This is a genomic window from Psychrobacter sp. DM8, from assembly GCF_051307025.1.
Lineage (GTDB): Bacteria > Pseudomonadota > Gammaproteobacteria > Pseudomonadales > Moraxellaceae > Psychrobacter.
This window is the reverse complement of the sequence record NZ_CP195538.1, coordinates 2639965-2666263: the sequence shown is the minus strand read 5'-3', so window position 1 is coordinate 2666263 and position 26299 is coordinate 2639965. Positions and strand designations below refer to the sequence as shown.

Genomic DNA, 26299 nt, shown 5'->3' with positions numbered 1-26299 from the left:
CGTCTAATATTTTAGTTTTAAAGACGATTTTTACTCCTGTGACGCCATCGCCGCCGATTTTGCTTTAGTTTCAGCTTCTATTTGCGTGTCAGCCAGAGGCGGAATAGGAATACCTTGGCGGATTTGAGCTGAAAAGTCACTACTTTGATCATCTGTTACGCGCTCGATCCGATTATCAAACCCTTGAACTTTGGGATTGATATGAGTGCGCTCATACCAGGTATCCATTGACCAAGGCTGACCGCTGTTATCGGGGTTGGCATCAAGCATACCGACGTCAAATAGATAGTTCGGCAACCAGCCTGAGACCCAGATCCGATAGTCCCATGGTAGACGATCTCCACTGACGACACGCGCCATATAAAAGATAATATTGGTGCAGTTACTCACCAAAGTGTTGTACCAAGCAGGCTTGGCATTAAGCTCATCTGCAGCAGTCAAATAAGACTCAAAAAGAGCTTGGACTTCATGCCGTTGCAAATGGCTAATAGGAAACAGATACACCTGCTCGCCGCGCGCGTTGCTACGAGTATAGATGATATCACGCTCCTCAGAGGCAATAAGGCTTAGCTCATAACGACGAAAAAATCCAGCCAGCGCTGAGAACGACTCGTCTTCTTCTTTACGAATCTCAAATGAAAACGATAGCGGCTTGTCATCCTCAAAGCGAAAACTGACCAAAGTATGGGCGATCAGTGGCCCCATCCAATAAGAGTTGGATACATCGATACCAGATAGTTTAGACATATCGACCACTCGCGTCTCCCAGCGCTCGGCGGCATCGACATCGGTGTGCCAATCAAAGTTACGTACGTTATAAAAGGTAATAAGGTTAGGGTTATTGATATCACGCTCATAGGTGACCCTTTGGCTCACCTCAGGCATCCAGTCGCGCTCTTGTTTGGGTTCAATAGAAAAAAACCAACTCAGACCGATTATCCATACTACGCCATAGCTAACAGCGAGTAGTCTTCTGGTTTTTTTGGGATCTATAGAGTGCTCGCCAGCTTGATTCGTCACCTTGTTAATGAGCTTTGATAAGTACTTTACGGACAGCAGAGGTATGAGTAAGCCCAAGGTGATGGCAGTTGTAATCCAAGTGATTGGATGGTACGCGCCGAACTGATACCAGATCGCGAGCAGTAACCAAACGGCAGATAGGATAAGCGTCAGTGCAATCAAAACCCGTACCAGATAGTGCCACCATCTCAGGTTTGAGCGTCTATTATCCGGCCTCTTGTTAGACATAGAGCTGTCAGTGGTGCGATATGATAATAGACGAGTAAAAAAAGAGCGTAGTGACATAAGCGTTGAGTAACTCGGTAAAGGGGTGATGATACGTTATGAAGTTTATAACACACTGACAATACAATTTGGATAAATTTGTCGTTGAATGTCGGTGAGCCTTACGATAAAGTGAAGCTAATTTCAAAACGTCATTTGTTTACAGTTATACACATAAAATCCTTTAATTCGTTGTAATGACATCCTTTAGGTCCCATTGCTAAAGGCTGCTAAGTTAAAGACGATTTATTTTAAGATCATCAACCAAGAGGTTAAATCACATCACCATGTCTGACGACACACCTAGCCCGAGTAGTTGGTCGATGCGCGGCTTAAAACGCTGGCTATCGACCGCCCCTGAAACCCGTGACGAATTGATTGGCTTGGTTCAGCAATCGCGTCAATTCTTAGAGCCTGATACAGTAGATATGTTAGAGGGCGTTTTGGATCTACCTGCCACTCAAGTGCGCGAGATTATGACGCCGCGCCCGCAGGTTGTTGGTCTCCATGAGAGTACGAGTCTAGCTGAGGTGATGGATATCATTCTCGAGACGACTCACTCGCGCTATCCGGTGTTCGATAGTCAAGATGATGATGCGGTCATTGGTATATTACTTGCCAAAGATCTAATTCCTATTTTGGTGCATATGTTACGCGACCAAGATGACAAAATTGATAGTAAACGTTTAAAGGACTTAGTGCGCCAGCCGCTATATATCAGCGAAAATGCTCGCTCTGATACCTTGCTGCGCTCCTTACAAAGTACGCAGGTGCATATGGCGATTGTAGTTGATGAGTTTGGCAACTTTGGCGGCGTGGTCACGATGGAGGATTTATTAGAGGAAATCGTCGGCGACATTGTTGATGAGCACGATGACTTTGATGAAGATAGTGATATCAATAATATCGTCCTTGATCCTAACAAGCCCAATACTTGGCGAGTACAAGCCTCGACTGTGATAGAGGATTGTAACGACGAGCTCGGTACTCAGTTTGATGATACTGATGTCGATACGATGGGTGGCCTTGTGATGCAGACTTTGGGCTATGTCGGTGATCTTCAAGGTGAAAGCGTCAAAATAGACGACTGGCAAATCACCATCACCGATGTTGAAGGGCGCTTTATTCAAAATTTAGAGCTGACCAAAGTCGGCGGCGAGCAAAAGATATTGATTGGTAGTCATTGAGAACAATGTTAATAATTAAAAAAACACGATTGCGATCGTGTTTTTTTTGCATTTTAAAAAGGCATGTTATTGCTTATTTGTTGTACGACTGCGCTTATGTCTTTATTGCTTCATTCGAGGTATTATCTGCTATGATAGGCGGATTTGATTATCGCCATTTTTAGGGTTCGGATGCTTGTATGCGCTTATCTACCACTGATTTACAAAAACGCTTAAATCCAGCTAAGACTAAAGGATTGCCGCTTGCATTAGCGCTTATCCTTGCTTGGCTGGCAGGTGCTATGTTTACCTTAGCGCTTGCGCCTTATGGCGTCTGGCCACTCGCCGTAGTATCGCCTGCGATTTTGTATGCGCTACTTATGCCGCAGATGAGCACTCGCCGTGCTTTTATCATCGGCGAAGCGTACGGGATGGGACTGTGGTGCGTGGGGGCGTTTTGGCTGTATACCTCTATTCATGTCTATGGCAACACGCCTATGTGGCTCGCGCTAATTTTGATTGCGATTATGGGCCTTGGTATGGGGCTTTTTCATGGGTTTTTAGCGCTGATATTTAACCGATTTGTCGGTCGCCAGCCGTTTTCCTTTGCCGCGCTTTGGATATTACAAGAGTGGCTAAAAACGTGGCTGTTTACTGGTTTTCCTTGGTTATTTGTCGGGTACGCCTTTACTGAGCAGTATTGGCTCTCATCCTTAGCGCCTGTTGGCGGTGTGTTTGCTGTATCCTTTGTCGCTGTGCTATTGGCAGCGAGTATAGTTGAGTTACTGCGTCGCCGCGGCGGTTATATGGTCGCATCGATAGTGCTCTTGGTTATTAGTACCTCACTGTGGCTGATGAATCCGCAGTGGACTAAGCCTAAGGGCACTCCTGATCTATCGGTGTCTTTAATTCAAGGTAATATTCCACAAGATCTAAAGTGGCTCACTGAGTTTCAGGTAGAGACGCTCAAAATCTATGCGACATTGACGCGCAGCGAGTGGGGACGCGACATTGTTTTGTGGCCTGAGTCCTCCATTCCTATGTTTCAAACAGAGGCGGTGCCCTTTATCAATGAGATGGTCAAGATGGCCAATGAGACCGATACCACTTGGGTTACTGGTATCCCTTACAAAGATGAAGCGGCGTTTGATCCCGCTACGGATAAATACGCCCCCTTTTATAACAGCGTCATTGCATTAGGTAGCGAGGCTGAGGGCATGTACAAAAAGCAGCGCCTAGTACCATTTGGCGAGTACATTCCGTTTGAGGGTATGCTCGATATCCTGCCTGATCTGGCAGGTAGCCAAGATATTTTGAGCTATAGCGAGGGTAGCGATCAGCAGGCACCGCTACGCGTACGCGGTCATAATCTAGGTGCCGCCATCTGTTACGAGGTCGCTTATCCTGATACCACGCGCAAAAATGCCATCGGTACTGACTTTTTATTGACCATCTCTAACGACGCTTGGTTTGGCACCTCAGCAGGACCCTTGCAGCATCTACAAATGGTGCAGATGCGTGCACTTGAGAATGGGCGCTGGTTTATGCGAGCGACCAATACGGGAGTGACGGCTATTATCGATCATAAAGGCCGTATTGTAGAGCGCGCGCCACAGTTTGAGCGCACCGTATTACGCGGTGATATTCAAGCGCGAGTCGGCAACACGCCATTTATGCGTTTCGGTCATTATCCTATTTTAATTATTATCGCTATATTACTGTTACTGAGCTACGTAAGCCGTCGCAGCAGTACTCGCACCCAAGCACAGCCCCCTAGCAAAAGATAACAAGGGTTAGCTTATTACTGCCAAAGACAGTTGCGGGCTAAATTTTTACGAATAAGTCCTTTAAATAGGTAAGGGCTTTCACAAATCGGTAAAAATTGCGATATAATAGGTCAAATTTAAAATATTTTTTGTCCAAGGTGGATAAGGTATGTCAGAAGATATCATCAACAACAATCCAAAAAAAGAGTTCATGTTCGCCCTAGTTGGCGTAGGTATGTTCTTAGCCATCGTTTTACTTATTGGTATATCTGCTTTTTTGCGTCCAGCAGGCGAGCATATCACTGCCGAGGCAACTGAGGAGTCGGTTGCGGCTGAAAACGCAGAAGCTATCGTTGCTGAAGATACGGCTGTCGTTGAGCCTGCGGCTACTGATGGCGCAGAAGATACGGATTTGGGCGCTGGAGAATCAGCGGCACTAGAGGATCAAACAATAGGCGCTGCAACAGTGACACCAGATCCAAGTACGGGTGACTCTATCGTTGCAACTCAAGCAGCTGAGGCCACAGCAGACGGTGTTGTTAATCAAGAAGCCGTCGCCGAAACTGACTTGGTTGGACCTTCTGATCAAGTCGCAGGTACGGTTAATCCACCAGTAGCTGCGCAATAGGTTTTTGAGTCAAAAGTATCATTTAGACGTTGTTTCTAAGCCTTAGCACCATAAAAACTCGCCTTCATATTATGATGGCGAGTTTTTTGTTGTCTCGTTTTATAATAAAGAGTGCTTACAAATAATCAGTGTTTATAAATAGGCGCTCATCCCCAGATAAGCACTATAGCCAGATAATCATTATAAACAGATACTATCGCTATCTCATTATGACAATGTTACTAATAAAAAAGAGGTTCTATGTCCACTCAAGCCCTAACATCCAAAGCCAGTATTCAGCAGCGTATTAGCGAAGTACAAGCTACTCTTAAAGCGCAAGATCTCTCTGCGCTTATCGTCCCAACCGCTGATCCGCATTTATCTGAGTACTTGCCTGAGTATTGGCAGGCACGCGTATGGCTATCAGGGTTTACAGGCTCCTCTGGTACATTGGTCGTGACCGCTGATTTTGCAGGCCTGTGGACAGACAGTCGTTATTGGGTACATGCCGCGAGCGAGCTTGCAGATACAGGTATTGAGTTAAAAAAGCTGGCTTTGGGTGAGCCTAATCATGTTGAATGGTTAGCCGATCAGTTGCAAGATGGCGATAGCGTGACAGTTGATGGCAGCGTGCTCTCTATCAGCGAGCAGGATAAACTATTGGACGCTTTTGCTGGTCAAGACATCACTTTAATCACTGATCGAGATGTCCTTAGTCAAGTGTGGACAGATCGTCCTACGCTACCTACAGCTCAGCTATATCAGCATGAGGCGCCGTTTGTCTCGCAGTCTGCGGCGTCGAAAATAGCAGCCATTCGCGCAGGCATGACAGATGCAGGCGCGACTCATCATCTGCTATCTAGCCTAGATGATATTGCTTGGCTCACTAACTTACGCGGCTCTGATGTCGACTACAATCCTGTCTTTTTATCACATATGCTCATCAGCGCAGACAAAGCAACGTTGTTTATTGATACTCATAAAGTCAGCAGTGATATTGAACATTCTCTCAAAGAGAGCGGTATTGCCTTAGCAGATTACAAGGATATCAAAGATGCACTAGGACAATTGACTCCTGATGATTTGCTGCTATTAGATCCAAGCAAAGTGGCGGTCGGTACCTTGTCTCAGATTGTTGATAACGTGGGTTTCATTGAACAAACAGCACCGAGTACTATGCTCAAATCTATCAAGTCTGAGGCTGATATCGAGCATATCCGCGAAGCTATGCGTCAAGATGGCGCGGCGCTTTGTACGTTCTTTAGCGACTTTGAAGCGCGACTAGATAAAGGTGAGCGTTTGAGCGAATTGGACGTTGATCGTATGCTCATTGAGGTGCGCAGTCAGCAGCCAAATTACGTCTCACCGAGCTTTCCGACGATTGCAGGCTTTAATGAAAATGGCGCTTTGCCGCATTACCGCGCTACACCAGAGAGTTTTAGCTATTTGGAAGGCGAGGGTGGCTTGCTACTTATCGATTCAGGTGCTCAATATCAAAACGGCACTACCGATATTACCCGTGTCGTCGGCATTGGCGCTGTTACTAGTGCACATAAACGCGACTTTACGCTAGTGCTCAAATCGCATATTGCGCTTGCGCGTGCAAAATTCCCTGAAGGCATCAGCTCGCCTGCTATCGATGCGATTTGCCGTGCGCCATTGTGGCAAGCGCAAATGGACTACGGTCACGGTACAGGACACGGCGTAGGTTATTTTTTGAACGTGCACGAGGGCCCGCAAGGCATCTCTTATAATGCCAGTAACACCAAAGAGCGGGCGATGCGGACAGGTATGATCACTAGTAACGAGCCAGGATTGTACCGTGAGGGCAAATGGGGTATTCGTATTGAAAATTTAGTAGTCAATACGCCAGTATCTGAGCCCAGCGAGTTCGGTCAGTTTTTGCAGTTTGAGACAGTAACCTATTGTCCAATAGATACGCGTTTAATTGATAAGTCACTGCTAGATCGAGTAGAAATCGATTGGTTAAATGACTATCACAGTCAAGTCTACAATGAGCTACAAGATCGTATTGAGGGAGCAGCTCTAGAGTGGCTTACCCAGCGTACGCAAGCTATTTGACCTTTAGATTTATCAAAAAAGGCGCTGTCGTTTAGATGACAGCGCCTTTTTATTACTAGCAGTCTAAGTAGTATTTAGATTATTCTTTATTATCTGTATCACTAAGAGGCGCTTTGTCTGGAATATTTCCATCGTTTTGCGTATTTGCTTGATCGGCGCTAGCCAAGCGCTGGGTCACCTCAGCTCGCATCCAAGATTTGAGATTCTCAGAGATTTGCATCATTTGCTCGCTAACATAGTCGTCAATACTCGTTTCAAGCTCACGAATCAGGCTTTCGTGATCAGCATTTAGTTTACTGTCATTTAAAGACAAATGAATAGCGGTATGCGTGCGCGCATTTTGGGTTATTGCGCTTATGCTGTTGTCATTTGTCGCTATATTCTGACCATCTGAAACGTTTGTTTTTCTATCGGCGTTACCAATATCAGCATTAACATTAATATTAGCATCGGTACCCGCGGTGTCATTGTCTATCGTGTCTTCAACTATAGATTCACGCGCCCTAGCCTCTTGCTCATCTGCCTCCTCTTGTCGTTTGCGCTTGTTGTCCGCTTCTTTTGCCTCCAAAGCTTTTTCTTCTTCTTGCGCTTTTTTAGCCTCTATCTCTTCTTGTTCTTTTAAACGTAAGGCATCGGCAGCTTGCTTATCGGCAATGGCTTTAGCGATGGCTTGTTCTGCATGATGATTTTCGTATAATTCATCAAGATGGGCGTCCAAATCATGCGTGTCAAAGACAAAATCTTCAAATGAAGTCTCAGGCTGGAGTAAGGTTGTGATATCAGTGAGCTCTTGAATAATAGCTGCGCGTATCAGCTCAGGCGCATATGTCCAGCGCTGGTAGAATTGTTGAGAGAATGAATAGCTTGACATGATATCTTCCATAAAGTGCTAAAAATTACCCCTTATCATACGCAAGTCGGATAAGGGGCTGCAAGAGGACAAACGTAGTAATCTAACGCGAGCATTGCGCTAAGACAAATCAAGCACCAATCTAAGCGTTTAAATCAGGTCCAACGCGCAAAGAGTAAAGAGCCGTTAGTACCACCAAAGCCAAAGCTATTGGACACCGCATACTTTAGATTATCGACTTTGCGTGAGGTATTGGCGACGTAATCTAAATTACAGTTATCCTCGATATCATCTAAATTAATCGTTGGTGGAATGTGCTGATGCTGTAGCGCTAAGACGGTAAATATCGCCTCGATACCGCCTGCTGCACCTAGCAAGTGACCGGTCATGGATTTGGTTGAGCTGACGAGTATGCTATCTTTGATATCGGCAAATACTGTCTCAATCGCTAATGATTCTGCAACATCACCTGCAGGAGTACTGGTACCGTGAGCATTGACATAACCCACAGCGGACGGCTCGATGCCAGCGTCGTTGAGCGCATTTTGCATGGCTCGAGCAGCGCCGTTACCGTCTTCGGGAGGCGCGGTAATGTGACTGGCATCATCACTCATACCGAAACCGACCAGTTCTGCTAAAATATTGGCGCCGCGAGCTTTAGCGTGAGCGAGGCTTTCGAGCACCATGACTCCTGCGCCGTCCCCTAAGACAAACCCGTCACGCCCTTTATCAAACGGACGCGAAGCTTTTGTTGGCTCGTCGTTGCGCGTAGAGAGCGCATGCATTGCGCCGAACCCTGCGATACCTAATGGACTTGAGCCTTTTTCGCTCCCGCCTGCCAGCATGACGTCGGCATCGCCATGAGCTATGAGTCGTGCGGCCAGTCCGATAGCGTGCGTCGCTGTCGTACAGGCGGTGGATGTCGCTAAGTTTGGACCTTTTAAGGTATGTTTGATAGCCACAAGACCTGCTGCCATATTGACGATAGAGCCTGGAATAATAAAGGGCGAGACCTTTTTTGCGCCTTTATCTCGTAGCATATCACGGCTGTTTTCAATAGTTTGAATACCGCCAATACCTGAACCCAAAATCACCCCAAAGCGCTCTTGATCGACATCTTTGACCGGGCTGTCAGCAGCGCTTATCTCATCAATGTAGCCTGCATTGTGTAGTGCCATAGAAGTGGCCGCTACCGCATAATGCATAAACTCATCGTAGCGGCGTGCGTCTTTAGGATTCATGTAGTGCTTGGCGTCAAAGTCTTTAACCGTACCAGCGATTTGCGCGCGGTACTCTTCAGGATCAAAATGGGTGATAGGCGTAATACCACTCTCACCATTTAGCAGTCTTGTCCAAGTGCTCTCAACGTCTAGTCCTAAAGGTGTTATCGCGCCCATACCCGTTACAACGACGCGCATCTCATCAGAGCGTTCATGATGCGCAGCTTTACGGCGTTTTTGGTAGGTGGATTGATCTTGATTCGAGGTGGCTTGGCTCATATATATCGTCCTATACTTGCAGTTTAAAAATGGGTTTTGTACAGCGCACATGTGTGTTGCTGTACTGAGCGCTTGTCTTCCCTGACTGTAGGGCGCTCATCGATCGTATTGTTCATAAATTATAGCAACTATTATAAAACACATCAGTTTACGCGTGTAAACTTAAATAAGACGAGCCAGTTCGCCATGCAAAATTAATGTAGATAACCTTTTAAAAGTGTTTGAATTTTTTATTCACAATGAGATCTAGTCTACTCTAAGCAAAACATACCTGACCTAATACCACGCTTTTATTAGCACCTGTTACCGCAGGCAGATTGCCCGTCTCACCCATTAACGTTTGACGCGCAAGCCAAGCAAAGGCCACAGCTTCAACCCAAGTTGGCGCAAGACCTAGAACCTCAGTCGTCTGCACACTAGTATGCGGCAAATGCGCTTGCAACCTCGTTATCAGATAACTATTTAGCGCACCGCCGCCGCAGACATACACAATGCTGTCATCATGAGATTGGATAAATTGATTGATCTGGTCGCTAGCACTCATAGCAGTCAGCTCGGTCAAAGTTGCTTGCACATCAGCGGATGAGTAGCGAATATGAGCCGATGCTTGATCGAATTTTTGTAGCTCATCTTGTAGCCATTCTAGATTAAAGTCCTCGCGCCCTGTGCTTTTAGGATAAGTTTTTGCAAAAAATGGATGCTCTATCAGCTGATTAAGTAGCGGCTCAACAACTTGCCCAGACTGCGCCCAAGCGCCATCGGCATCGTAGTCCCGACCAGTATGAAGCGCGGTCCAAGCGTCCATCAATACATTAGCAGGACCAGTATCATAGCCAGTCACCTTATCTGAGCCAGCAGGCAAGACGGTGATATTAGCAATACCGCCTAAATTTAGCAGGATACGCGTCGTGTGTGCATCTGAGAATAGAGCATGATGAAAGGCAGGTACTAGCGGCGCACCTTGCCCGCCAACTGCCATATCGCGGCGGCGAAAATCACTGACCACGCTGATACCTGTGCGCTCAGCGATAATATTGGCGTCAAGTAATTGCAACGTATAGCCCATCTGCGGGCGATGACGTACCGTTTGCCCATGACAGCCAATAGCTAGCACGGACTCTGCCTCGATATTGGCTCGTTGCAACAAGGTATTGACCGCATCACTTGCAAACTCGCCATATGCTTTGCTGGCCCAGCCAAACCAGTCTAATTCGCTATTGGGCTCGCTCTCTACTGGCGTTAAGGCTTGCACGCCATTAGGCTGACACAAGGCAAGCAGCACTTCTCGCAGACGCGGCGGGAAGTCTCGGCTATAGCTTGCCAATAATTGCATAGGTGCGGCGCTAGAGTCCGCCGTGAACTGACACAATACCGCGTCCATACCGTCCAAACTCGTCCCTGACATCATGCCGATATATAGACCATCATTGAAGTTCTCGAACAGGGTTTGCTCTAGGGTATCGACAAGCGACATATCCTCGCCATCGCTTAGATCTACGTTGGGGTTTTGATTATCAATAACAGACACAGGCTTACTCATGGCAATTTACCTCAAAAAACGCTAGTATATCTCTCAAATTCTACCATCTTTTACAGGCTACAAGATTCTAATTGGCCCAAACGCGTAAGCCTTTTCATAATGACAATAAAGAGATTCTCATGACCACTCAAACCCATACCTTAGAAGACCAACTTGCCCTAATTGAACGCGGTACGCAAGAGGTGTTATCCAGAGACGATTTAATCGCTAAACTCAAGCTAGATCGTCCGCTACGTATCAAGGCAGGCTTTGATCCTACCGCGCCTGATTTGCATTTAGGTCATACGGTACTTATCAATAAGCTCAAGCATTTTCAAGATCTGGGCCATGAGATTTATTTTTTGATTGGCGATTACACGGCCAAGATTGGCGATCCTTCAGGCAAAAATAGCACGCGTCCGCCGTTGACCGACGAGCAAATCAAAGTCAATGCTGAGACGTACGCCGAGCAAGTGTTTAAAATTTTGGATAAAGATAAAACCCGTATTGTCTTCAACTCTGAATGGTTCAAAGATATGTCAGCGGGCGATATGATTCAACTCTCAAGCCAGCTGACGGTTTCGCGCATGCTAGAGCGTGATGATTTCTCCAAACGCTACGCCGCGCAAACGCCTATTGCCATTCATGAGTTTCTCTATCCATTAGTACAAGGCTATGATTCTATCGCGCTTGAGGCGGACGTTGAGCTTGGCGGTACCGATCAAACCTTTAATATTTTGATGGGACGAACCCTCCAAGGTCGCTATGGTCAAGAGCCGCAAGTTTGTATCACGGTGCCAATCTTAGAAGGCTTAGACGGCGTCAATAAAATGTCTAAATCTTTGAACAATTACGTCGGTATTTATGATGCGCCAGGCACCATGTACCAAAAGCTTTTATCCATGCCAGATACGCTTATCCGTCGCTACTTTGAGTTTTTGAGCTTTAAGCCGATGGATGAAATTGAAAGCTTGATGGCGGAGATGGATAACGGTCGTAATCCACAAGAGATCAAACGCATTTTAGCCGAAGAGTTAATCGAGCGCTTCCATGATAGCAATGCGGCTGCTAATGCGCACAAATCTGCTGGTAATGTGCTAGCAGATGGCGAGTTGCCTGTCGATCTGCCAGAGATTACATTGGATTTAGAAGGTGCAGATGCATTATTTATCACTCAAATCCTAAACCAAGCACAGCTTGCCAAAAACAACTCAGCCGCTAAAGATATGGTCAAACGCGGCGCGGTAAAAGTCGATGACGAAGTGGTTGATGCTGGATTTAGCTTAACCTCAGGACAGACGGCAGTCATTCAGGCAGGTAAAAAGGGCTATGCTAAGGTAACGGTGGCATAAAGCGCGTAAGGTTAAAGGTAAATAAAAAAAGGCAAGAGGCATGAAGCAAAAATATCAATCCATACCCCAAGGCATCTACCGTCATTACAAAGGCAATCTATATCAAGTCTTGCATACCGCGCAGCATTCTGAAACCGAAGAGTCGCTAGTGGTTTATCGTTGTCTTTACGGAGAATACAGCGTGTGGGTGCGACCGCTTGCGATGTTTGCTGAGACGGTTATGATAGATGACAAAGAAGTACCACGCTTTGAGTTGATTAAAACTCTAGCGGATTGATGATCAAAATACCTTTTTAACATCCCAAAAAAAGCGACCCTATAAAGGTCGCTTTTTTTCTTTAAGTAAAAGTATAACGCCAATTAGCTACCCAAAAACTTAATAAGCGCTTCGTTAAACTCTTTAGCATGCGTGACATTAATGCCATGTGGGCCACCTTCAACGATATGCAATTGACTATCAGCGATCATCTCATGCGAGCGCTCACCACTGACTTCAAAGGGTACGATTTGGTCGGCATCACCATGGATCACTAAAGTGGGTACATCGAATTTCTTTAAATCATCACGAAAGTCAGTGTACGCAAAGGATTTAACACAGTCATAAGTGGCTTTAGCAGACGCGTATGACGCGATATCGCGGTTATACAAGCGCATGGGCTTACTGACCAACAGTTTGCCGTCTTTTGGCGTAAAAAAGTTCTTAGTGAAGTCATTTAAAAAGGCAATACGGTCACCGCTGACCCCATCCAAAAACTCTTGTACATCCGCCTCTTCTAAGCCGCCATCAGGATTATCATCTGCCTTGAATAAATAAGGCGGCACTGCTGAGGCCAGCACGGCTTTACTCACACGCTCAGATCCATAGTTGCCAAGGTAGCGCGCCACTTCACCACCGCCCATAGAGAACCCAACGATAGTAGCATCTTGCAAATCAAGCTCATCCATCAGTGCCTTTAAATCTTGAGCTAAGGTGTCGTAGTCATAAGCTTCCCAAGGCTGGGAGGATCGACCAAAGCCGCGTCTATCGTAAGTGATGACTTGATATCCAGCTTCGACTAAAGCCATAAGCTGTGACTCCCACGCGCGTCCACTTAGCGGCCAGCCATGAATGAGTACCACAGGTTTGCCGCTGCCTTGAACTTCGTAATATAGATTAACGGGTTGATTGTCTTGAGTATCGACTTTTATATAGGGCATATTCATATCCTTTTGAATGATTATTTTTTTGGTGGCGTTATGTATGATTATCTTTTTATAAGGCATCACAGTGGTACGCCAACTCTTAAGTATAAGAGCTGGTTATGTTATTTGCTGTGAGAGGTTGTGATAAATATAGTGTGGTTGTGTGAGCAGGGGTCGTCTCTAAAAATCATTTTAAAAGAATGCTTTAAGCACTTTATAAAACCTAACGGGCTCATCAAGTGGTACGGCATGACCTGAGTGCGGTAAAACGATTTCAGTGGCATTGGGCAGCATCTGCGTCACCTTTTGTTGCCACTTAGGATCGTAGAGCTTTGAGCGTCCGCCAATCAGATTGACGACAGGAATAGTCACTTTTTCTAACGCTCCGCGAAAGTCATAGGGCAGCTCCAAATAAGCTTGCAAGCATTGTCTTTTATGATTCCAGATACTATGCTCATAAAGCGCAAGCTTAGGATCGTTTTTGTAGGTTGTCGCTTGCACGAACGCTTTTGAGCGTGTGCGATTAACTGACAGGAGTGAAAACAACCGCTCGACATCGGTAGCATGGCGTTTGAGGGCAAAGGGTAGATGCGTAAAGCTGCCACTATCGGCATAAGGCAAGGTTTTGTCGATGACCTCTTGAAAGATATCGAACACTTCTTGCTGGCGCGTACCAAATAGGCCGCCTTGCCAGTCGGGCTGATTATGAATAGCAGGGTTTTGATCGATATTCAAAAATTGGCTAACTCTATCCACGCCAAAACGTTCGAAATAGGCCCACATGACCTGCGCGCCCATAGAGATTGCCGCAATAGGCAGAGACTCTACTTCTCTGAGCGTACAGATATGCTCAACCATATCATTCATATCCTCAGCGTATTGACGGATAAAATCAAACTGAGTCAAAGCAATCTCTTTGGCCTCACCAAAGCCTCTAAAGTGCGGCAAATAAAAGGTGTGTTTGCCAAGGAGCGGCGTTATAAACGGCAAAAACTCACGCGCATCCATACCATAGGCGTGCAGCAGTAATACAGCTGGCCCTTTTCCAATTACTGAAACAGGTAGCCGCGTGCCGTCAGCTGCTGTGATATTTATGGTCTGTAACTGATATGGCGTGAGCAAGTTTTTTATCATAGCGTGTTTTATAGTTTCCTAAAAATGTTGTGGATAGCAGTGTCATTTAAATGTTTATTGCCACAATTTAGCGTACTCGTCGTCACTGATAGTAGCGATATCTAACTCATTTAGCATAGTACGTAGTGCTGACCAACGCTCTTTGTTAAGCTCAATAGGAGTAATCAGGCGACTTAGCGTATCGGTGATAATGTCATCCATTAACGCTGAGGGCTCATCTGCTGTGTAGCCGTAATAAATCTCGCGCGCTTTTTCAGGCTGACTAGTGCATAGTTCAGCCATTTTCATCGTCACTTTGACAAAGTGCTCCATAGCGTCTTTTTTGTTGTCCCACAGACTATGCGTGGTCATCATCTCTAGCGCTGAAAAGTTTGGATAAGGCGATAAGTGCTGATCAATAAAGGTGTATTCAAGTCCGATGTGATTGGCCTCGATGCCTTCAAAGTTATAAAAGCACAGCCAAGCCCCATCGAATTCGCCAATTGCATCGCCTTCTTGCAAGTTCTTTAGATGTTGAAAGTCGGTTTCTACAAATTCAACACTCGCGCGATCCAAATCAAAGCCATTTTGCTTTGCATAACGACGTAGTATCTCAAAACCGATTTTGTTGGTAATAGGATTAGCAGAGGGCGTCGTAATACGAATGGGCTGATTTTGTGTAAACTTATCCATACCGCTTTGCTTCATCATAACCCCGCCGTCAGTCACAAAAAAACAGCCAAGCGCTTTTAAATCAGTGAAGTAATGCTCAAACAAATGAATCGGCTCATTAACATGAAAGTCGATATTACCTGCTTGTAGCTCGGCAAAACCATCATAGTGTTCAGTCGGCTCAATCATCGTAATATCGAGCCCAGCTTCTTTGTATGCACCAGTATGAATACCGGCGATAAAGGGTAGATGATCAGGATTCAAAAACCATTCTAGTGTCAAAGTGAGCGATGTGTTCGCCATTATATATCCTTATCGTATCGGTTAAAGGTTCAGTGATAACACCTTTTATAACAAAAGCTACGGTAATAGAGGTTAAAAACCGTCAAACTGACCATAGCACAAAAATGTTTTTATAATAAAAATACTTAGTATTGATACATCATAAAAGGGATATAGGTTTATGAGCAGATCGATGTTGTCCGCATTAGATACGAGTCTATATCCGCAAGTTTGGGGGCAGCAGACGGTTATAGATCCGCAAAACTTGCTTATGGCGCTTTTGACAGGTGATATCGAGATTGACCCAAAAGAATTTACTAAGCTATTACTAAAAGACACCGTGTACCAAGAATGGATCAACGCGACTGTATTTGGGCGCTATATTCAGCGCAGCTTTACCGCTTTTTATCGTCAGACCGAAGATAGCTTTAACATGGATATGCCCGCATTGTTTCGCCGTGAGCTCATGCGCCATGCGCAGTTTTTACCTATTGCCCAGACGTTATTTTTCGCAGGAGATATTCCCAAAAGCGCGCGACTCGACAAGCTTTTCACCACAACGGTCAATCCAGTAACCGCCCTCAGTGATGCACAAAAAATAAGCCAAAACGCAGTGAAATCTGGACGATTACTCTCTCAAGAGATTATTATTAATAAAATAAAAGTGGCTGGCAAACAAGTCGTGGGCTTTCCCATACGTCATAATAAGCGTACGAGTGAACGCACACGTAACGAGGTGCTCATCTTAGATTTCAATGACTTGCGTTTGGTTAGCGAAGAGGTTGTAGAAGCAAGCGCTATTAAAAAAAGCAATACAGCCGAGACCATATTGCTTCGATATTATGAATTACGCTGATAGTGTTATCAACAATAGCAGCTTAACTTTTAAGACTAGTCTTTAGCAATCGTTAACCCATTAAAGGTTTGCGCGACTGGCATGACCTCCAAGCGATTGACATTGATATGCGCAGGCGATTCAATAAGCCAGAGCAAGATATCGCCGATATCTTCACCCGTCATGGTCTTGAAGCCATCATAAACCTTTGCTGCTTTGTCATCATCGCCGTGATAGCGCACGTTTGAAAATTCTGTACCCGCTACATTACCAGGCTCGAGATTGGTCACGCGTACTTGCGTACCGAGCAAATCTGCACGCAAATTTAAGCTAAACTGCTTTACAAAGGCCTTAGTCGCACCATAAACGTTACCACCATAATAGGGCCAAGTGCCCGCGATAGAACCGACGTTGATAATGTAACCGCTATCACGCTCAACCATTACTGGCAGGACGGCATGAGTTAAGGCCATCAATCCTTTGACATTGGTATCGACCATTTGCATCCAGTCATCAAGCGCGGCACTCTGGGCAGGCTCCGTACCGAGCGCGAGTCCAGCATTATTAACGAGCACATCGATCTGACTAAAATCGCTTGGCAAGTCTTTGATAATTTGTGCAATAGAGTCGGTATCGCTGACATCCATAACCACGGGCAAAAACAATTCACCTAATTCGTCAGCCATAGCATTTAGTTTGTCTAAGCGACGAGCACAGCCAATAACGCGGTGGCCTTTAGCGATTAATTTTTCAGCCAGCGCTTTACCGAATCCAGCGCTAGCCCCTGTAATCAATATATTCATTATCTGCCCCTCTGCGATGTCAATGTTTATTGTTTACCAAAGATTTTATCGCCCGCATCACCTAGACCTGGAATGATGTAGCCGTCTTCATTTAGATGACTGTCGAGCGCTGCGGTATATATCTTTACATCAGGATGTGCTTCATTGACTAGGCGTACCCCTTCAGGAGCGGCGACCAGCACCAAGGCTTTTATATTTTGACAGCCATGTCTTTTTAGCATGTCAATAGTGGCGACCATAGAGCCGCCGGTGGCGAGCATAGGATCGATGACCAGTGCAGGACGCTTATCCATGTGGCTGACGAACTTCTCAAAGAAGGGTACAGGCTGCAAGGTTTCTTCATCACGTTGCAAACCGACAACTGAGATTTTTGCTGTGGGAATCAAGTCGAGCACGCCGTCCAGCATGCCCAAACCTGCACGCAAAATAGGCACAACCGTTGCAGTCTTGCCGACAATTTGCTCACCATCGATCTCGCCGCACCAGCTCTCCATTGGAAAGGTTTCAATTTCAAAATCATGACTTGCTTCATATGCCATCAGGCGCGCAAGCTCTTTGGTCAGTGTGCGAAACTTATAGGTACTACAGTCCTTTTCGCGCATAAGACTCAGCTTATGACGCACCAAGGGATGATCGATGACCGTAATGTTTAGCTCACTCATAACTACTCTCTTATTAGATAGATTAGGCGCTAGTAGGTTTAACACTAGCTCTTTGTTCTTAATATTGGGTTCTTGATAGTGGATGATGCTCGTATGCTATGATAACAAAAAAACCGCTTTTCTAATGAAGAATGTTATGACCAAACCATCCTCAAAAGCTCAGATCGACAAAGACGATTCTACTAATAACTTAGATAAGGCAAAAACTGCTAGTCCAGAAATAGAAGATCATCCCTTTAAACCTGTATTGCCGCCCAATGCCACCGTTATGATGATGGGCAGCTTCCCGCCGACCTCTGACAAATGGGCGATGCGCTTTCATTACCCCAACTTTTATAATGACATGTGGCGTATTTATGGCGGCGTCTTCTTTGACGATGTAAACCACTTTAGGGTAGGGGATGACAAACGTTTTGATCCTGATCAGATACGCGAATTCTTATTTGAGCGCGGGATCGCTTCTTGTCCGACAGTCAGACAAGCAATACGAGAAACGGGGAATGCATCGGATAAAAACCTTGCCGTAGTCACCCCGGTTGATTTGGATCTGATCTTACCGCAAGTGCCAAAAGTAGAAGCATTATTTACCACAGGCGGTAAGGCAACAGAGGTTTTGATTGAGCTATTAGATATCTCCTTACCCAAGTCCAAATACCCAAAAACCAATCAAAGCATGGCTTATCCTTATAAGTGGCAAAGCGATGATCCAGAACTAATAGATCAAAAAGTAAATAAGTTAACTCTATATAGATTGCCGTCTACCTCACGCGCATATCCTCTAGGATTAGATAAAAAGATAGCGGCTTACAAAGGATTTTTTGAAAAGATGGGTAAGCTATAAAAAGAATGGTAGCGTAGGGTGAAGTTAGTGAAGCATAATCCTCTACTCTAAACTCTTGATAAACAGGCACAATTAAATTCTCAGCGGATTAAATTAGAATAAACCTAAAACAGAGGTTGACGCCTAACCGAAAGCGCGTATAATGCCACCCAGTCGAAAGGGAAGGCGGATTGAGAATGAGTTATCATTCTAACCAACCAGCCAATAGCGAGAAATTTCAAACTAACTACTTTAGTAATTAAAAATGAAATTTCAAACTAAATAAAAATACTTCTTGACTTACTAATTAAAGCGTCTATAATACGCACCTCAATAAGACAAGCGGTCTGATAACTTAGTAAAATAAACACTAAGAAATCAACGAACTACCTTAGTGAAACGAATGATAAAGTAGTAAATAAAAGCTTGACAAACATACCTAACATGATAAGATAGTCGGCTCGCTAGATAGCAAAGACCTTAAGGGTTTGAAGCGAATTTAGCAAATAGATATTGACATACTTACTGACTGGACGACAGCAGTGAGACACTATTTAAAAGCAAAACTAAAGAACAACTTGTGTGGATTTTTGCTGAGATTAGAATGCTAAAAATAAAGTTGGTTTTGATTTCTTTTCGGAATCAGTTCTAACTATAAAAATTATCATTTAATCAGCAGAAAAACTCAAAGTTAATTCATTACGAACATAATTTAAAGCGATTTTGCCAGATTAGATGAGCCAAAGATTAGAAGTCGTCTTACTATTTTATAGTGAAAGACTTCATAGTTAGATTAAACTGAAGAGTTTGATCATGGCTCAGATTGAACGCTGGCGGCAGGCTTAACACATGCAAGTCGAGCGGTAACATTTCTAGCTTGCTAGAAGATGACGAGCGGCGGACGGGTGAGTAACACTTAGGAATCTACCTAGTAGTGGGGGATAGCACGGGGAAACTCGTATTAATACCGCATACGACCTACGGGAGAAAGGGGGCATCTTGATGCTCTCGCTATTAGATGAGCCTAAGTCGGATTAGCTAGATGGTGGGGTAAAGGCCTACCATGGCGACGATCTGTAGCTGGTCTGAGAGGATGATCAGCCACACCGGAACTGAGACACGGTCCGGACTCCTACGGGAGGCAGCAGTGGGGAATATTGGACAATGGGGGCAACCCTGATCCAGCCATGCCGCGTGTGTGAAGAAGGCCTTTTGGTTGTAAAGCACTTTAAGCAGTGAAGAAGACTCAATGGTTAATACCCATTGACGATGACATTAGCTGCAGAATAAGCACCGGCTAACTCTGTGCCAGCAGCCGCGGTAATACAGAGGGTGCAAGCGTTAATCGGAATTACTGGGCGTAAAGCGAGCGTAGGTGGCTTGATAAGTCAGATGTGAAATCCCCGGGCTTAACCTGGGAACTGCATCTGATACTGTTAGGCTAGAATAGGTGAGAGGAAGGTAGAATTCCAGGTGTAGCGGTGAAATGCGTAGAGATCTGGAGGAATACCGATGGCGAAGGCAGCCTTCTGGCATCATATTGACACTGAGGTTCGAAAGCGTGGGTAGCAAACAGGATTAGATACCCTGGTAGTCCACGCCGTAAACGATGTCTACTAGTCGTTGGGTTCCTTGAGGACTTAGTGACGCAGCTAACGCAATAAGTAGACCGCCTGGGGAGTACGGCCGCAAGGTTAAAACTCAAATGAATTGACGGGGGCCCGCACAAGCGGTGGAGCATGTGGTTTAATTCGATGCAACGCGAAGAACCTTACCTGGTCTTGACATATCTAGAATCCTGCAGAGATGCGGGAGTGCCTTCGGGAATTAGAATACAGGTGCTGCATGGCTGTCGTCAGCTCGTGTCGTGAGATGTTGGGTTAAGTCCCGCAACGAGCGCAACCCTTGTCCTTAGTTACCAGCGGTTTGGCCGGGAACTCTAAGGATACTGCCAGTGACAAACTGGAGGAAGGCGGGGACGACGTCAAGTCATCATGGCCCTTACGACCAGGGCTACACACGTGCTACAATGGTAGGTACAGAGGGCAGCTACACAGCGATGTGATGCGAATCTCAAAAAGCCTATCGTAGTCCGGATTGGAGTCTGCAACTCGACTCCATGAAGTAGGAATCGCTAGTAATCGCGGATCAGAATGCCGCGGTGAATACGTTCCCGGGCCTTGTACACACCGCCCGTCACACCATGGGAGTTGATTGCACCAGAAGTGGGTAGCCTAACCTTTTAGGATGGCGCTCACCACGGTGTGGTTGATGACTGGGGTGAAGTCGTAACAAGGTAGCCGTAGGGGAACCTGCGGCTGGATCACCTCCTTATAGACGGCATTCTTCTTGGCAAGAATTCACAACAAGTTGTTCTTTAGTTTAGTTTGTTTATAAGCCTTAGGCGTAAGCAAGTAACAGCAAATCCCCTTTAAGGGATTTACTCAAGCTTAAGAAGGAAGTAGGGTAATTTGAAATTTCTATTTAAAGAAATTTCCTTGCGCTCGGGTCAAAGCAGTGCTTTGACAGCATCCTCGCTCAGGCCTGTAGCTCAGCTGGTTAGAGCACCGTGTTGATAACGCGGGGGTCGGCAGTTCAAGTCTGCCCAGGCCTACCATTATTTAGGTACAGTGCTTAAAACAGTTAGAAACGCTCAAGCGTTAGCAAGACTTATAGAAAATTGCCTTTAAGCAATTTTCTCTTGCGAGCCTAGCGAAGTAAAAGGCTTTAAGGTTTAAGAAGGGTTAGGGCTATCAGCAAATCCCCTTTAAGGGATTTACTCTTGCGCTCGGATCAAAGCGGTGCTTTGATTGTATCCTCGCTCAGGGGCCATAGCTCAGTTGGTAGAGCGCCTGCCTTGCACGCAGGAGGTCAACGGTTCGACTCCGTTTGGCTCCACCATTATATAAACAGCGCGATTAGATAGAATATAAAAAGAGCATAAACAGAAACAAGTGATTACCTTATCAAGTGATAAGACACCGATTACTTCTTTCTGTTTTATACAGAACCTAATACCTGACGAAGGATTAGGAACTATTTAAAAACATAGATATGAGTCTGGGTTAGTTGATACGTGTTCACGCGTAGCAACTAACCTTAATAACTCACCTCTTAACGACATCAGTTGTTATCCCAGGGGTGGGTTATTAAAAAAGTAAAGAGAACTGAATCAAGCGTATAAACATAGGTGATATCGTTATAATTGCTGACAAATAGACCCTTTGGGGTTGTATGGTCAAGTAATTAAGCGCACATGGTGGATGCCTTGGCAGTCAGAGGCGATGAAAGACGTGACAGCCTGCGATAAGCTTCGGGGAGGCGGCAATATCCTGTGATCCGGAGATTTCTGAATGGGGAAACCCACCTAGCATAAGCTAGGTATCCTAATTTATTAGGAAGCGAACGAGGGGAAGTGAAACATCTCAGTACCCTTAGGAATAGACATCAAATGAGATTCCCCAAGTAGCGGCGAGCGAACGGGGAGAAGCCGATTGATATTAGAATAGAAGAACAGCGTGGGAAAGCTGACCGTAGTAGGTGATAGTCCTGTATTTTAAATTCTAGTATTGACATATTAAGTAGAGCGGGGCACGAGAAATCCTGTTTGAAGATGGGGGGACCATCCTCCAAGGCTAAATACTCCTGACTGACCGATAGTGAACCAGTACCGTGAGGGAAAGGCGAAAAGAACCCCTGTGAGGGGAGTGAAATAGAACCTGAAACCGTGTGCGTACAAGCAGTGGGAGCCTTAATTTATTAGGGTGACCGCGTACCTTTTGTATAATGGGTCAGCGACTTATATTCTGTAGCAAGGTTAACCGTTAGGGGAGCCGTAGGGAAACCGAGTCTTAATAGGGCGTCATAGTTGCAGGGTATAGACCCGAAACCGAGTGATCTATCCATGAGCAGGTTGAAAGTGCCGTAACAGGCACCGGAGGACCGAACCCACTGTCGTTGAAAAGCCAGGGGATGACTTGTGGATAGGGGTGAAAGGCTAATCAAACTCGGTGATAGCTGGTTCTCCCCGAAAGCTATTTAGGTAGCGCCTCGGACGAACACCATTGGGGGTAGAGCACTGTTTCGGCTAGGGGGTCATACCGACTTACCAAACCGATGCAAACTCCGAATACCGATGAGTGATATCCGGGAGACACACAGTGGGTGCTAACGTCCATTGTGGAGAGGGAAACAACCCAGACCGCCAGCTAAGGCCCCAAATTCCTAGTTAAGTGGGAAACGAGGTGGGAAGGCATAGACAGCTAGGAGGTTGGCTTAGAAGCAGCCATCCTTTAAAGAAAGCGTAATAGCTCACTAGTCGAGTCGGCCCGCGCGGAAGATGTAACGGGGCTCAAACTAGGAGCCGAAGCTGCGGATTTGAATTTGTTTTCAAGTGGTAGGGGAGCGTTGTGTAAGCCTGTGAAGGTGCATTGTAAAGTGTGCTGGAGGTATCACAAGAGCGAATGCTGACGTGAGTAACGATAATGGGTGTGAAAAGCATCCACGCCGGAAGATCAAGGGTTCCAGTCCAACGTTAATCGGGGCTGGGTGAGTCGACCCCTAAGGCGAGGCCGAAAGGCGTAGTCGATGGGAAATCGGTTAATATTCCGATACTTGTTTATAATGCGATGGAGGGACGGAGAAGGTTATGTCAGCCTGGCGTTGGTTGTCCAGGTGAAAGGATGTAGGCTTGTGGCTTAGGTAAATCCGGGCTGCAATATGGTCGAGATCTGATAGCAAGTCCTACTTGTAGGACGAAGTGGCAAATACCATGCTTCCAGGAAAAGCTTCTAAGCAATAGTTATAAACGAATCGTACCCTAAACCGACACAGGTGATCAGGTAGAGAATACCAAGGCGCTTGAGAGAACTCTGCTGAAGGAACTAGGCAAAATGGTACCGTAACTTCGGGAGAAGGTACGCTGCTGATGGTGATAGGACAAGCTCCTTGAGCTGTTGGCAGTCGCAGATACCAGGCTGCTGCAACTGTTTATTAAAAACACAGCACTCTGCAAACACGAAAGTGGACGTATAGGGTGTGATGTCTGCCCGGTGCTGGAAGGTTAATTGATGGGGTTAGCGTAAGCGAAGCTCTTGATCGAAGCCCCAGTAAACGGCGGCCGTAACTATAACGGTCCTAAGGTAGCGAAATTCCTTGTCGGGTAAGTTCCGACCTGCACGAATGACATAATGATGGCAGCGCTGTCTCCAGCAGAGACTCAGTGAAATCGAAATCGCAGTGAAGATGCTGTGTACCCGCGGCTAGACGGAAAGACCCCGTGAACCTTTACTACAGCTTTACATTGAACTTTGACCTGACTTGTGCAGGATAGGTGGGAGGCTTTGAAGCCGAGACGCTAGTCTTGGTGGAGCCAATCTTGAAATACCACCCTGGTCATGTTGGGGTTCTAACTCAGGTATAACAGTACCGAGGACAATGTATGGTGGGTAGTTTGACTGGGGCGGTCTCCTCCTAAAGAGTAACGGAGGAGTACGAAGGTGCGCTCAGACCGGTCGGAAATCGGTCGTAGAGTATAAAGGCAAAAGCGCGCTTAACTGCGAGACCCACAAGTCGAGCAGGTACGAAAGTAGGTCTTAGTGATCCGGTGGTTCTGTATGGAAGGGCCATCGCTCAACGGATAAAAGGTACTCTGGGGATAACAGGCTGATACCGCCCAAGAGTTCATATCGACGGCGGTGTTTGGCACCTCGATGTCGGCTCATCTCATCCTAGGGCTGAAGCAGGTCCTAAGGGTATGGCTGTTCGCCATTTAAAGAGGTACGCGAGCTGGGTTTAGAACGTCGTGAGACAGTTCGGTCCCTATCTACCGTGGGCGTTGGAAATTTGAGAGGAGCTGCTCCTAGTACGAGAGGACCAGAGTGGACGAACCACTGGTGTTCGGGTTGTCATGCCAATGGCATTGCCCGGTAGCTACGTTCGGATGGGATAACCGCTGAAAGCATCTAAGCGGGAAGCCCACCTCAAGATAAGATTTCCCTAAAGAGCCGTTCAAGACTAGGACGTTGATAGGCAGGGTGTGGAAGCACAGCGATGTGTGTAGCTAACCTGTACTAATTGCTCGTTTGGCTTGACCATACAACACCCAAGTGGTTTGTAATTATCTATTGAGTGACAATTATGCGTCTGTCACGCACCTTCAATGACTTGAAGGTCCCTTGACAGATAAAACGCACAATGGTTATTCATAGAATGGTAAGCATTATATCGATATCACCTTTATCCTTGATTCAGTTAGGATAGTGATACTTAGTCAATTAAGTAAAACCAACAGACTCATATCTAACCCCCTTTGCTGACGACAATAGCACGATGGCACCACCTGATCCCTTCCCGAACTCAGAAGTGAAACATCGTCGCGCCAATGGTAGTGTGGCTCCGGCCATGTGAGAGTAGGTCATCGTCAGCTCTCTATTCCAAAAACCCCCGACATTAAGTTGTTGGGGGTTTTTTTATGGCTGATACTTAGTAATTACTGAATATTAGTGTATACTTCGTTTACACTCCAGACATATTGTGACACTTGATAGACAAATCAGATTGTGCTTATATTTTGCTAAAATGATTTGACTTATATCATTATAATTGATATTTTTGTTTGGTGTTTTTTAAGTCTGCAACTTATATCTACTTTTAAGACTAGTAGATAAATCGTAGACATCAAATGAAGTGAACACTCACTTTTTCTATTAATTATCAAAAGGAATTGGTAATGAGACTTGCCCCTCTCTTTTCAATCGGTGCTCTAGCTGCAATGAGCTTATTAGGTTGTTCTAATCAGTCCGATACAGCGGGTGACGACACTGCTGCAACGACTGAAACTGCCTCTCAAGAAACAACCACTCTACGTTTTTCACATTTTTGGCCTGCCACCTCTAACATCAGCAAAGAAGTCTTTGAGCCTTGGGCTAAAAAAATCGAAGATGAGTCTGGCGGTCGCTTAAAAGTTGAGCTTTATCCTTCGGCGACACTAAGTAAAGCCGATGTTACCTACGAAGCTGCGGTTAAGGGTACTATTGATATTGGCTCACAAGTCCAAGGTTACACTGCTGGACGTTTTCCGCTAACTCAAATCACTGAATTGCCAGGTTTATCTAACTCTGCTACTCAGATGGGCTGCATGATGCAGACGCTGTATGATGACGGTACTATCGCTGGTGAATACGAAGACTCACACGTATTGTTCATGTATGGTGTTGGCCCTGGTGCCTTGCATACTACTGATAAGCTAATCCGTACTCCATCTGACATGGAAGGTCTGCGTATCCGCCGTCCGTCAGCGGTCGCTGGTGACATTATCGAGAGTATGGGCGCATCTCCTGTTGGTCTACCTGCTAATGATATGTATACCTCTCTACAGCGCGGTGTTGTTGATGGTTTGAGTTTCCCATGGGAAGCGGTTACAACCTTCAAAATTGATGAGCTAACTAAATATCACACCAACCTTCCGCTATATACCTCTGGTCTTATGGTTACTATGAACCAAGACACTTATGATGGTTTGTCTGACGATCTCAAAAAGATCATCGATGACAATTCAGGTATGGCAATGGCTAAAGAAGTCGGTCAGATGTTCGACAAATACGACCAAGTTGCTATTCAAGCTGCCAGAGATAATGGTGATGAAATGGTTGATATCCCTGATCCATTAAATGATCCTGATTGGAAAGGTCCTCTTGAAGCAGGTACACAAAAGTATCTAGATGACGTCAATGCTCTAGGTTTAGATGCAGATGGTGTCTATGAAAAAGCTAAGGCTGCTAGTGCTGCTTGTGCAACCTAATTAA

The 26299-nt window shown here is 45.7% G+C and carries 18 protein-coding genes, 2 tRNA genes and 3 rRNA genes; 14 read left to right on the top strand and 9 right to left on the bottom strand.

The genetic code is table 11. The features are described 5' to 3' along the window. Positions 1-30: 30 nt before the first annotated feature. Positions 31-1248, bottom strand: a complete 1218-nt coding sequence (locus ACR64J_RS11390; protein WP_435949774.1) for an Lnb N-terminal periplasmic domain-containing protein — start codon at positions 1246-1248, stop codon at positions 31-33. A gap of 323 nt (positions 1249-1571) precedes the next feature. Here ACR64J_RS11390 and ACR64J_RS11385 point away from each other — a divergent pair, with 323 nt between their 5' ends. The 4 genes from ACR64J_RS11385 (at position 1572) to ACR64J_RS11370 (ending at position 6905) form a co-directional block, all read left to right on the top strand. Beyond that, positions 1572-2471, top strand: coding sequence for a transporter associated domain-containing protein (locus tag ACR64J_RS11385; RefSeq protein WP_435949773.1), 900 nt, complete (start codon positions 1572-1574; stop codon positions 2469-2471). A 179-nt stretch (positions 2472-2650) separates the two neighbouring features. Further along, on the top strand, positions 2651-4237 hold the full coding sequence (gene lnt, locus ACR64J_RS11380) for an apolipoprotein N-acyltransferase (RefSeq protein WP_435949772.1): 1587 nt from the start codon (positions 2651-2653) through the stop codon (positions 4235-4237). 148 nt (positions 4238-4385) lie between these two features. Further along, positions 4386-4844, top strand: a complete 459-nt coding sequence (locus tag ACR64J_RS11375; RefSeq protein WP_435949771.1) for a hypothetical protein — start codon at positions 4386-4388, stop codon at positions 4842-4844. Positions 4845-5084: 240 nt separating this feature from the next. Next, positions 5085-6905 carry an aminopeptidase P family protein gene (locus ACR64J_RS11370; protein WP_435949770.1) on the top strand — a complete coding sequence of 607 codons (1821 nt, stop codon included), beginning with the start codon at positions 5085-5087 and terminating at the stop codon, positions 6903-6905. Between the two features lie 79 nt (positions 6906-6984). Here the strand turns inward: ACR64J_RS11370 and ACR64J_RS11365 are convergent, their stop codons facing one another. The 3 genes from ACR64J_RS11365 to ACR64J_RS11355 form a co-directional block, all read right to left on the bottom strand. After that, positions 6985-7776: a hypothetical protein gene (locus tag ACR64J_RS11365; protein ID WP_435949769.1), complete on the bottom strand. Its 792-nt coding sequence runs from the start codon at positions 7774-7776 to the stop codon at positions 6985-6987. Between the two features lie 134 nt (positions 7777-7910). After that, positions 7911-9254, bottom strand: a complete 1344-nt coding sequence (fabF, locus tag ACR64J_RS11360; protein ID WP_435949768.1) for a beta-ketoacyl-ACP synthase II — start codon at positions 9252-9254, stop codon at positions 7911-7913. A gap of 256 nt (positions 9255-9510) precedes the next feature. Beyond that, entirely contained in the window at positions 9511-10794 is a 1284-nt protein-coding gene (locus ACR64J_RS11355) for an anhydro-N-acetylmuramic acid kinase (RefSeq protein WP_435949767.1), read from the bottom strand. A gap of 119 nt (positions 10795-10913) precedes the next feature. On the opposite strand from ACR64J_RS11355, the gene tyrS reads away from it, so the two are divergent. Both tyrS and ACR64J_RS11345 read left to right on the top strand, forming a co-directional pair. Beyond that, positions 10914-12125: a tyrosine--tRNA ligase gene (gene tyrS, locus ACR64J_RS11350; protein ID WP_435949766.1), complete on the top strand. Its 1212-nt coding sequence runs from the start codon at positions 10914-10916 to the stop codon at positions 12123-12125. Between the two features lie 40 nt (positions 12126-12165). Beyond that, the gene (locus ACR64J_RS11345) at positions 12166-12402 is read left to right on the top strand and encodes a DUF1653 domain-containing protein (RefSeq protein ID WP_435949765.1); all 237 of its coding nucleotides are present in this window, start codon (positions 12166-12168) and stop codon (positions 12400-12402) included. Between the two features lie 83 nt (positions 12403-12485). Here the strand turns inward: ACR64J_RS11345 and ACR64J_RS11340 are convergent, their stop codons facing one another. From ACR64J_RS11340 to ACR64J_RS11330, 3 genes are all read right to left on the bottom strand, one after another. Further along, complete coding sequence (locus ACR64J_RS11340; RefSeq protein WP_435949764.1) at positions 12486-13322, bottom strand: alpha/beta fold hydrolase; 837 nt, start codon at positions 13320-13322, stop codon at positions 12486-12488. 177 nt (positions 13323-13499) lie between these two features. Next, complete coding sequence (locus ACR64J_RS11335; protein WP_435949763.1) at positions 13500-14429, bottom strand: alpha/beta fold hydrolase; 930 nt, start codon at positions 14427-14429, stop codon at positions 13500-13502. A 66-nt stretch (positions 14430-14495) separates the two neighbouring features. Continuing rightward, a complete protein-coding gene (locus ACR64J_RS11330; RefSeq protein WP_435949762.1) occupies positions 14496-15395 on the bottom strand; it encodes an ABC transporter substrate-binding protein in 900 nt (299 codons plus the stop codon). A 160-nt stretch (positions 15396-15555) separates the two neighbouring features. Between ACR64J_RS11330 and ACR64J_RS11325 the strand changes: the two genes are divergently transcribed. Beyond that, on the top strand, positions 15556-16230 hold the full coding sequence (locus ACR64J_RS11325) for a hypothetical protein (protein ID WP_435949761.1): 675 nt from the start codon (positions 15556-15558) through the stop codon (positions 16228-16230). Positions 16231-16265: 35 nt separating this feature from the next. On the opposite strand, the gene ACR64J_RS11320 is transcribed toward ACR64J_RS11325, so the two are convergent. Together ACR64J_RS11320 and upp are read right to left on the bottom strand one after the other, a co-directional pair. After that, positions 16266-17012 carry an SDR family NAD(P)-dependent oxidoreductase gene (locus tag ACR64J_RS11320; RefSeq protein ID WP_435949760.1) on the bottom strand — a complete coding sequence of 249 codons (747 nt, stop codon included), beginning with the start codon at positions 17010-17012 and terminating at the stop codon, positions 16266-16268. Between the two features lie 26 nt (positions 17013-17038). Further along, positions 17039-17674 (bottom strand): uracil phosphoribosyltransferase, encoded by a 636-nt coding sequence (gene upp, locus ACR64J_RS11315; RefSeq protein WP_435949759.1) that lies wholly within the window; start codon positions 17672-17674, stop codon positions 17039-17041. A gap of 136 nt (positions 17675-17810) precedes the next feature. On the opposite strand from upp, the gene ACR64J_RS11310 reads away from it, so the two are divergent. From ACR64J_RS11310 to ACR64J_RS11280, 7 genes are all read left to right on the top strand, one after another. After that, a complete protein-coding gene (locus ACR64J_RS11310; protein WP_435949758.1) occupies positions 17811-18515 on the top strand; it encodes a DNA glycosylase in 705 nt (234 codons plus the stop codon). Between the two features lie 774 nt (positions 18516-19289). Further along, positions 19290-20828, top strand: a 16S ribosomal RNA gene (locus ACR64J_RS11305). A gap of 206 nt (positions 20829-21034) precedes the next feature. After that, a tRNA-Ile gene (locus ACR64J_RS11300) sits at positions 21035-21111 on the top strand. Between the two features lie 208 nt (positions 21112-21319). Next, positions 21320-21395: transfer RNA gene (locus ACR64J_RS11295), tRNA-Ala, on the top strand. Between the two features lie 335 nt (positions 21396-21730). After that, positions 21731-24590: ribosomal RNA gene (locus tag ACR64J_RS11290) — 23S ribosomal RNA — on the top strand. 216 nt (positions 24591-24806) lie between these two features. Then, a 5S ribosomal RNA gene (gene rrf, locus ACR64J_RS11285) occupies positions 24807-24921 on the top strand. Together the 16S, 23S and 5S rRNA genes with 2 tRNA genes alongside form the textbook arrangement of a ribosomal RNA operon. Positions 24922-25224: 303 nt before the next feature. Further along, a complete protein-coding gene (locus ACR64J_RS11280; protein ID WP_435949757.1) occupies positions 25225-26295 on the top strand; it encodes a TRAP transporter substrate-binding protein in 1071 nt (356 codons plus the stop codon). Positions 26296-26299 lie beyond the last annotated feature (4 nt).

Coding starts and splice junctions, on each gene's coding strand:
- upp (WP_435949759.1), bottom strand. CDS start 17,674: ATGAGTGAGCTAAACATTACGGTCATCGATCATCCCTTGGTGCGTCAT.
- ACR64J_RS11355 (WP_435949767.1), bottom strand. CDS start 10,794: ATGAGTAAGCCTGTGTCTGTTATTGATAATCAAAACCCCAACGTAGAT.
- lnt (WP_435949772.1), top strand. CDS start 2,651: ATGCGCTTATCTACCACTGATTTACAAAAACGCTTAAATCCAGCTAAG.
- ACR64J_RS11365 (WP_435949769.1), bottom strand. CDS start 7,776: ATGTCAAGCTATTCATTCTCTCAACAATTCTACCAGCGCTGGACATAT.
- ACR64J_RS11320 (WP_435949760.1), bottom strand. CDS start 17,012: ATGAATATATTGATTACAGGGGCTAGCGCTGGATTCGGTAAAGCGCTG.
- ACR64J_RS11330 (WP_435949762.1), bottom strand. CDS start 15,395: ATGGCGAACACATCGCTCACTTTGACACTAGAATGGTTTTTGAATCCT.
- ACR64J_RS11375 (WP_435949771.1), top strand. CDS start 4,386: ATGTCAGAAGATATCATCAACAACAATCCAAAAAAAGAGTTCATGTTC.
- tyrS (WP_435949766.1), top strand. CDS start 10,914: ATGACCACTCAAACCCATACCTTAGAAGACCAACTTGCCCTAATTGAA.
- ACR64J_RS11390 (WP_435949774.1), bottom strand. CDS start 1,248: ATGTCTAACAAGAGGCCGGATAATAGACGCTCAAACCTGAGATGGTGG.
- ACR64J_RS11370 (WP_435949770.1), top strand. CDS start 5,085: ATGTCCACTCAAGCCCTAACATCCAAAGCCAGTATTCAGCAGCGTATT.
- ACR64J_RS11385 (WP_435949773.1), top strand. CDS start 1,572: ATGTCTGACGACACACCTAGCCCGAGTAGTTGGTCGATGCGCGGCTTA.
- ACR64J_RS11310 (WP_435949758.1), top strand. CDS start 17,811: ATGACCAAACCATCCTCAAAAGCTCAGATCGACAAAGACGATTCTACT.
- ACR64J_RS11340 (WP_435949764.1), bottom strand. CDS start 13,322: ATGCCCTATATAAAAGTCGATACTCAAGACAATCAACCCGTTAATCTA.
- ACR64J_RS11280 (WP_435949757.1), top strand. CDS start 25,225: ATGAGACTTGCCCCTCTCTTTTCAATCGGTGCTCTAGCTGCAATGAGC.
- ACR64J_RS11345 (WP_435949765.1), top strand. CDS start 12,166: ATGAAGCAAAAATATCAATCCATACCCCAAGGCATCTACCGTCATTAC.
- ACR64J_RS11325 (WP_435949761.1), top strand. CDS start 15,556: ATGAGCAGATCGATGTTGTCCGCATTAGATACGAGTCTATATCCGCAA.
- fabF (WP_435949768.1), bottom strand. CDS start 9,254: ATGAGCCAAGCCACCTCGAATCAAGATCAATCCACCTACCAAAAACGC.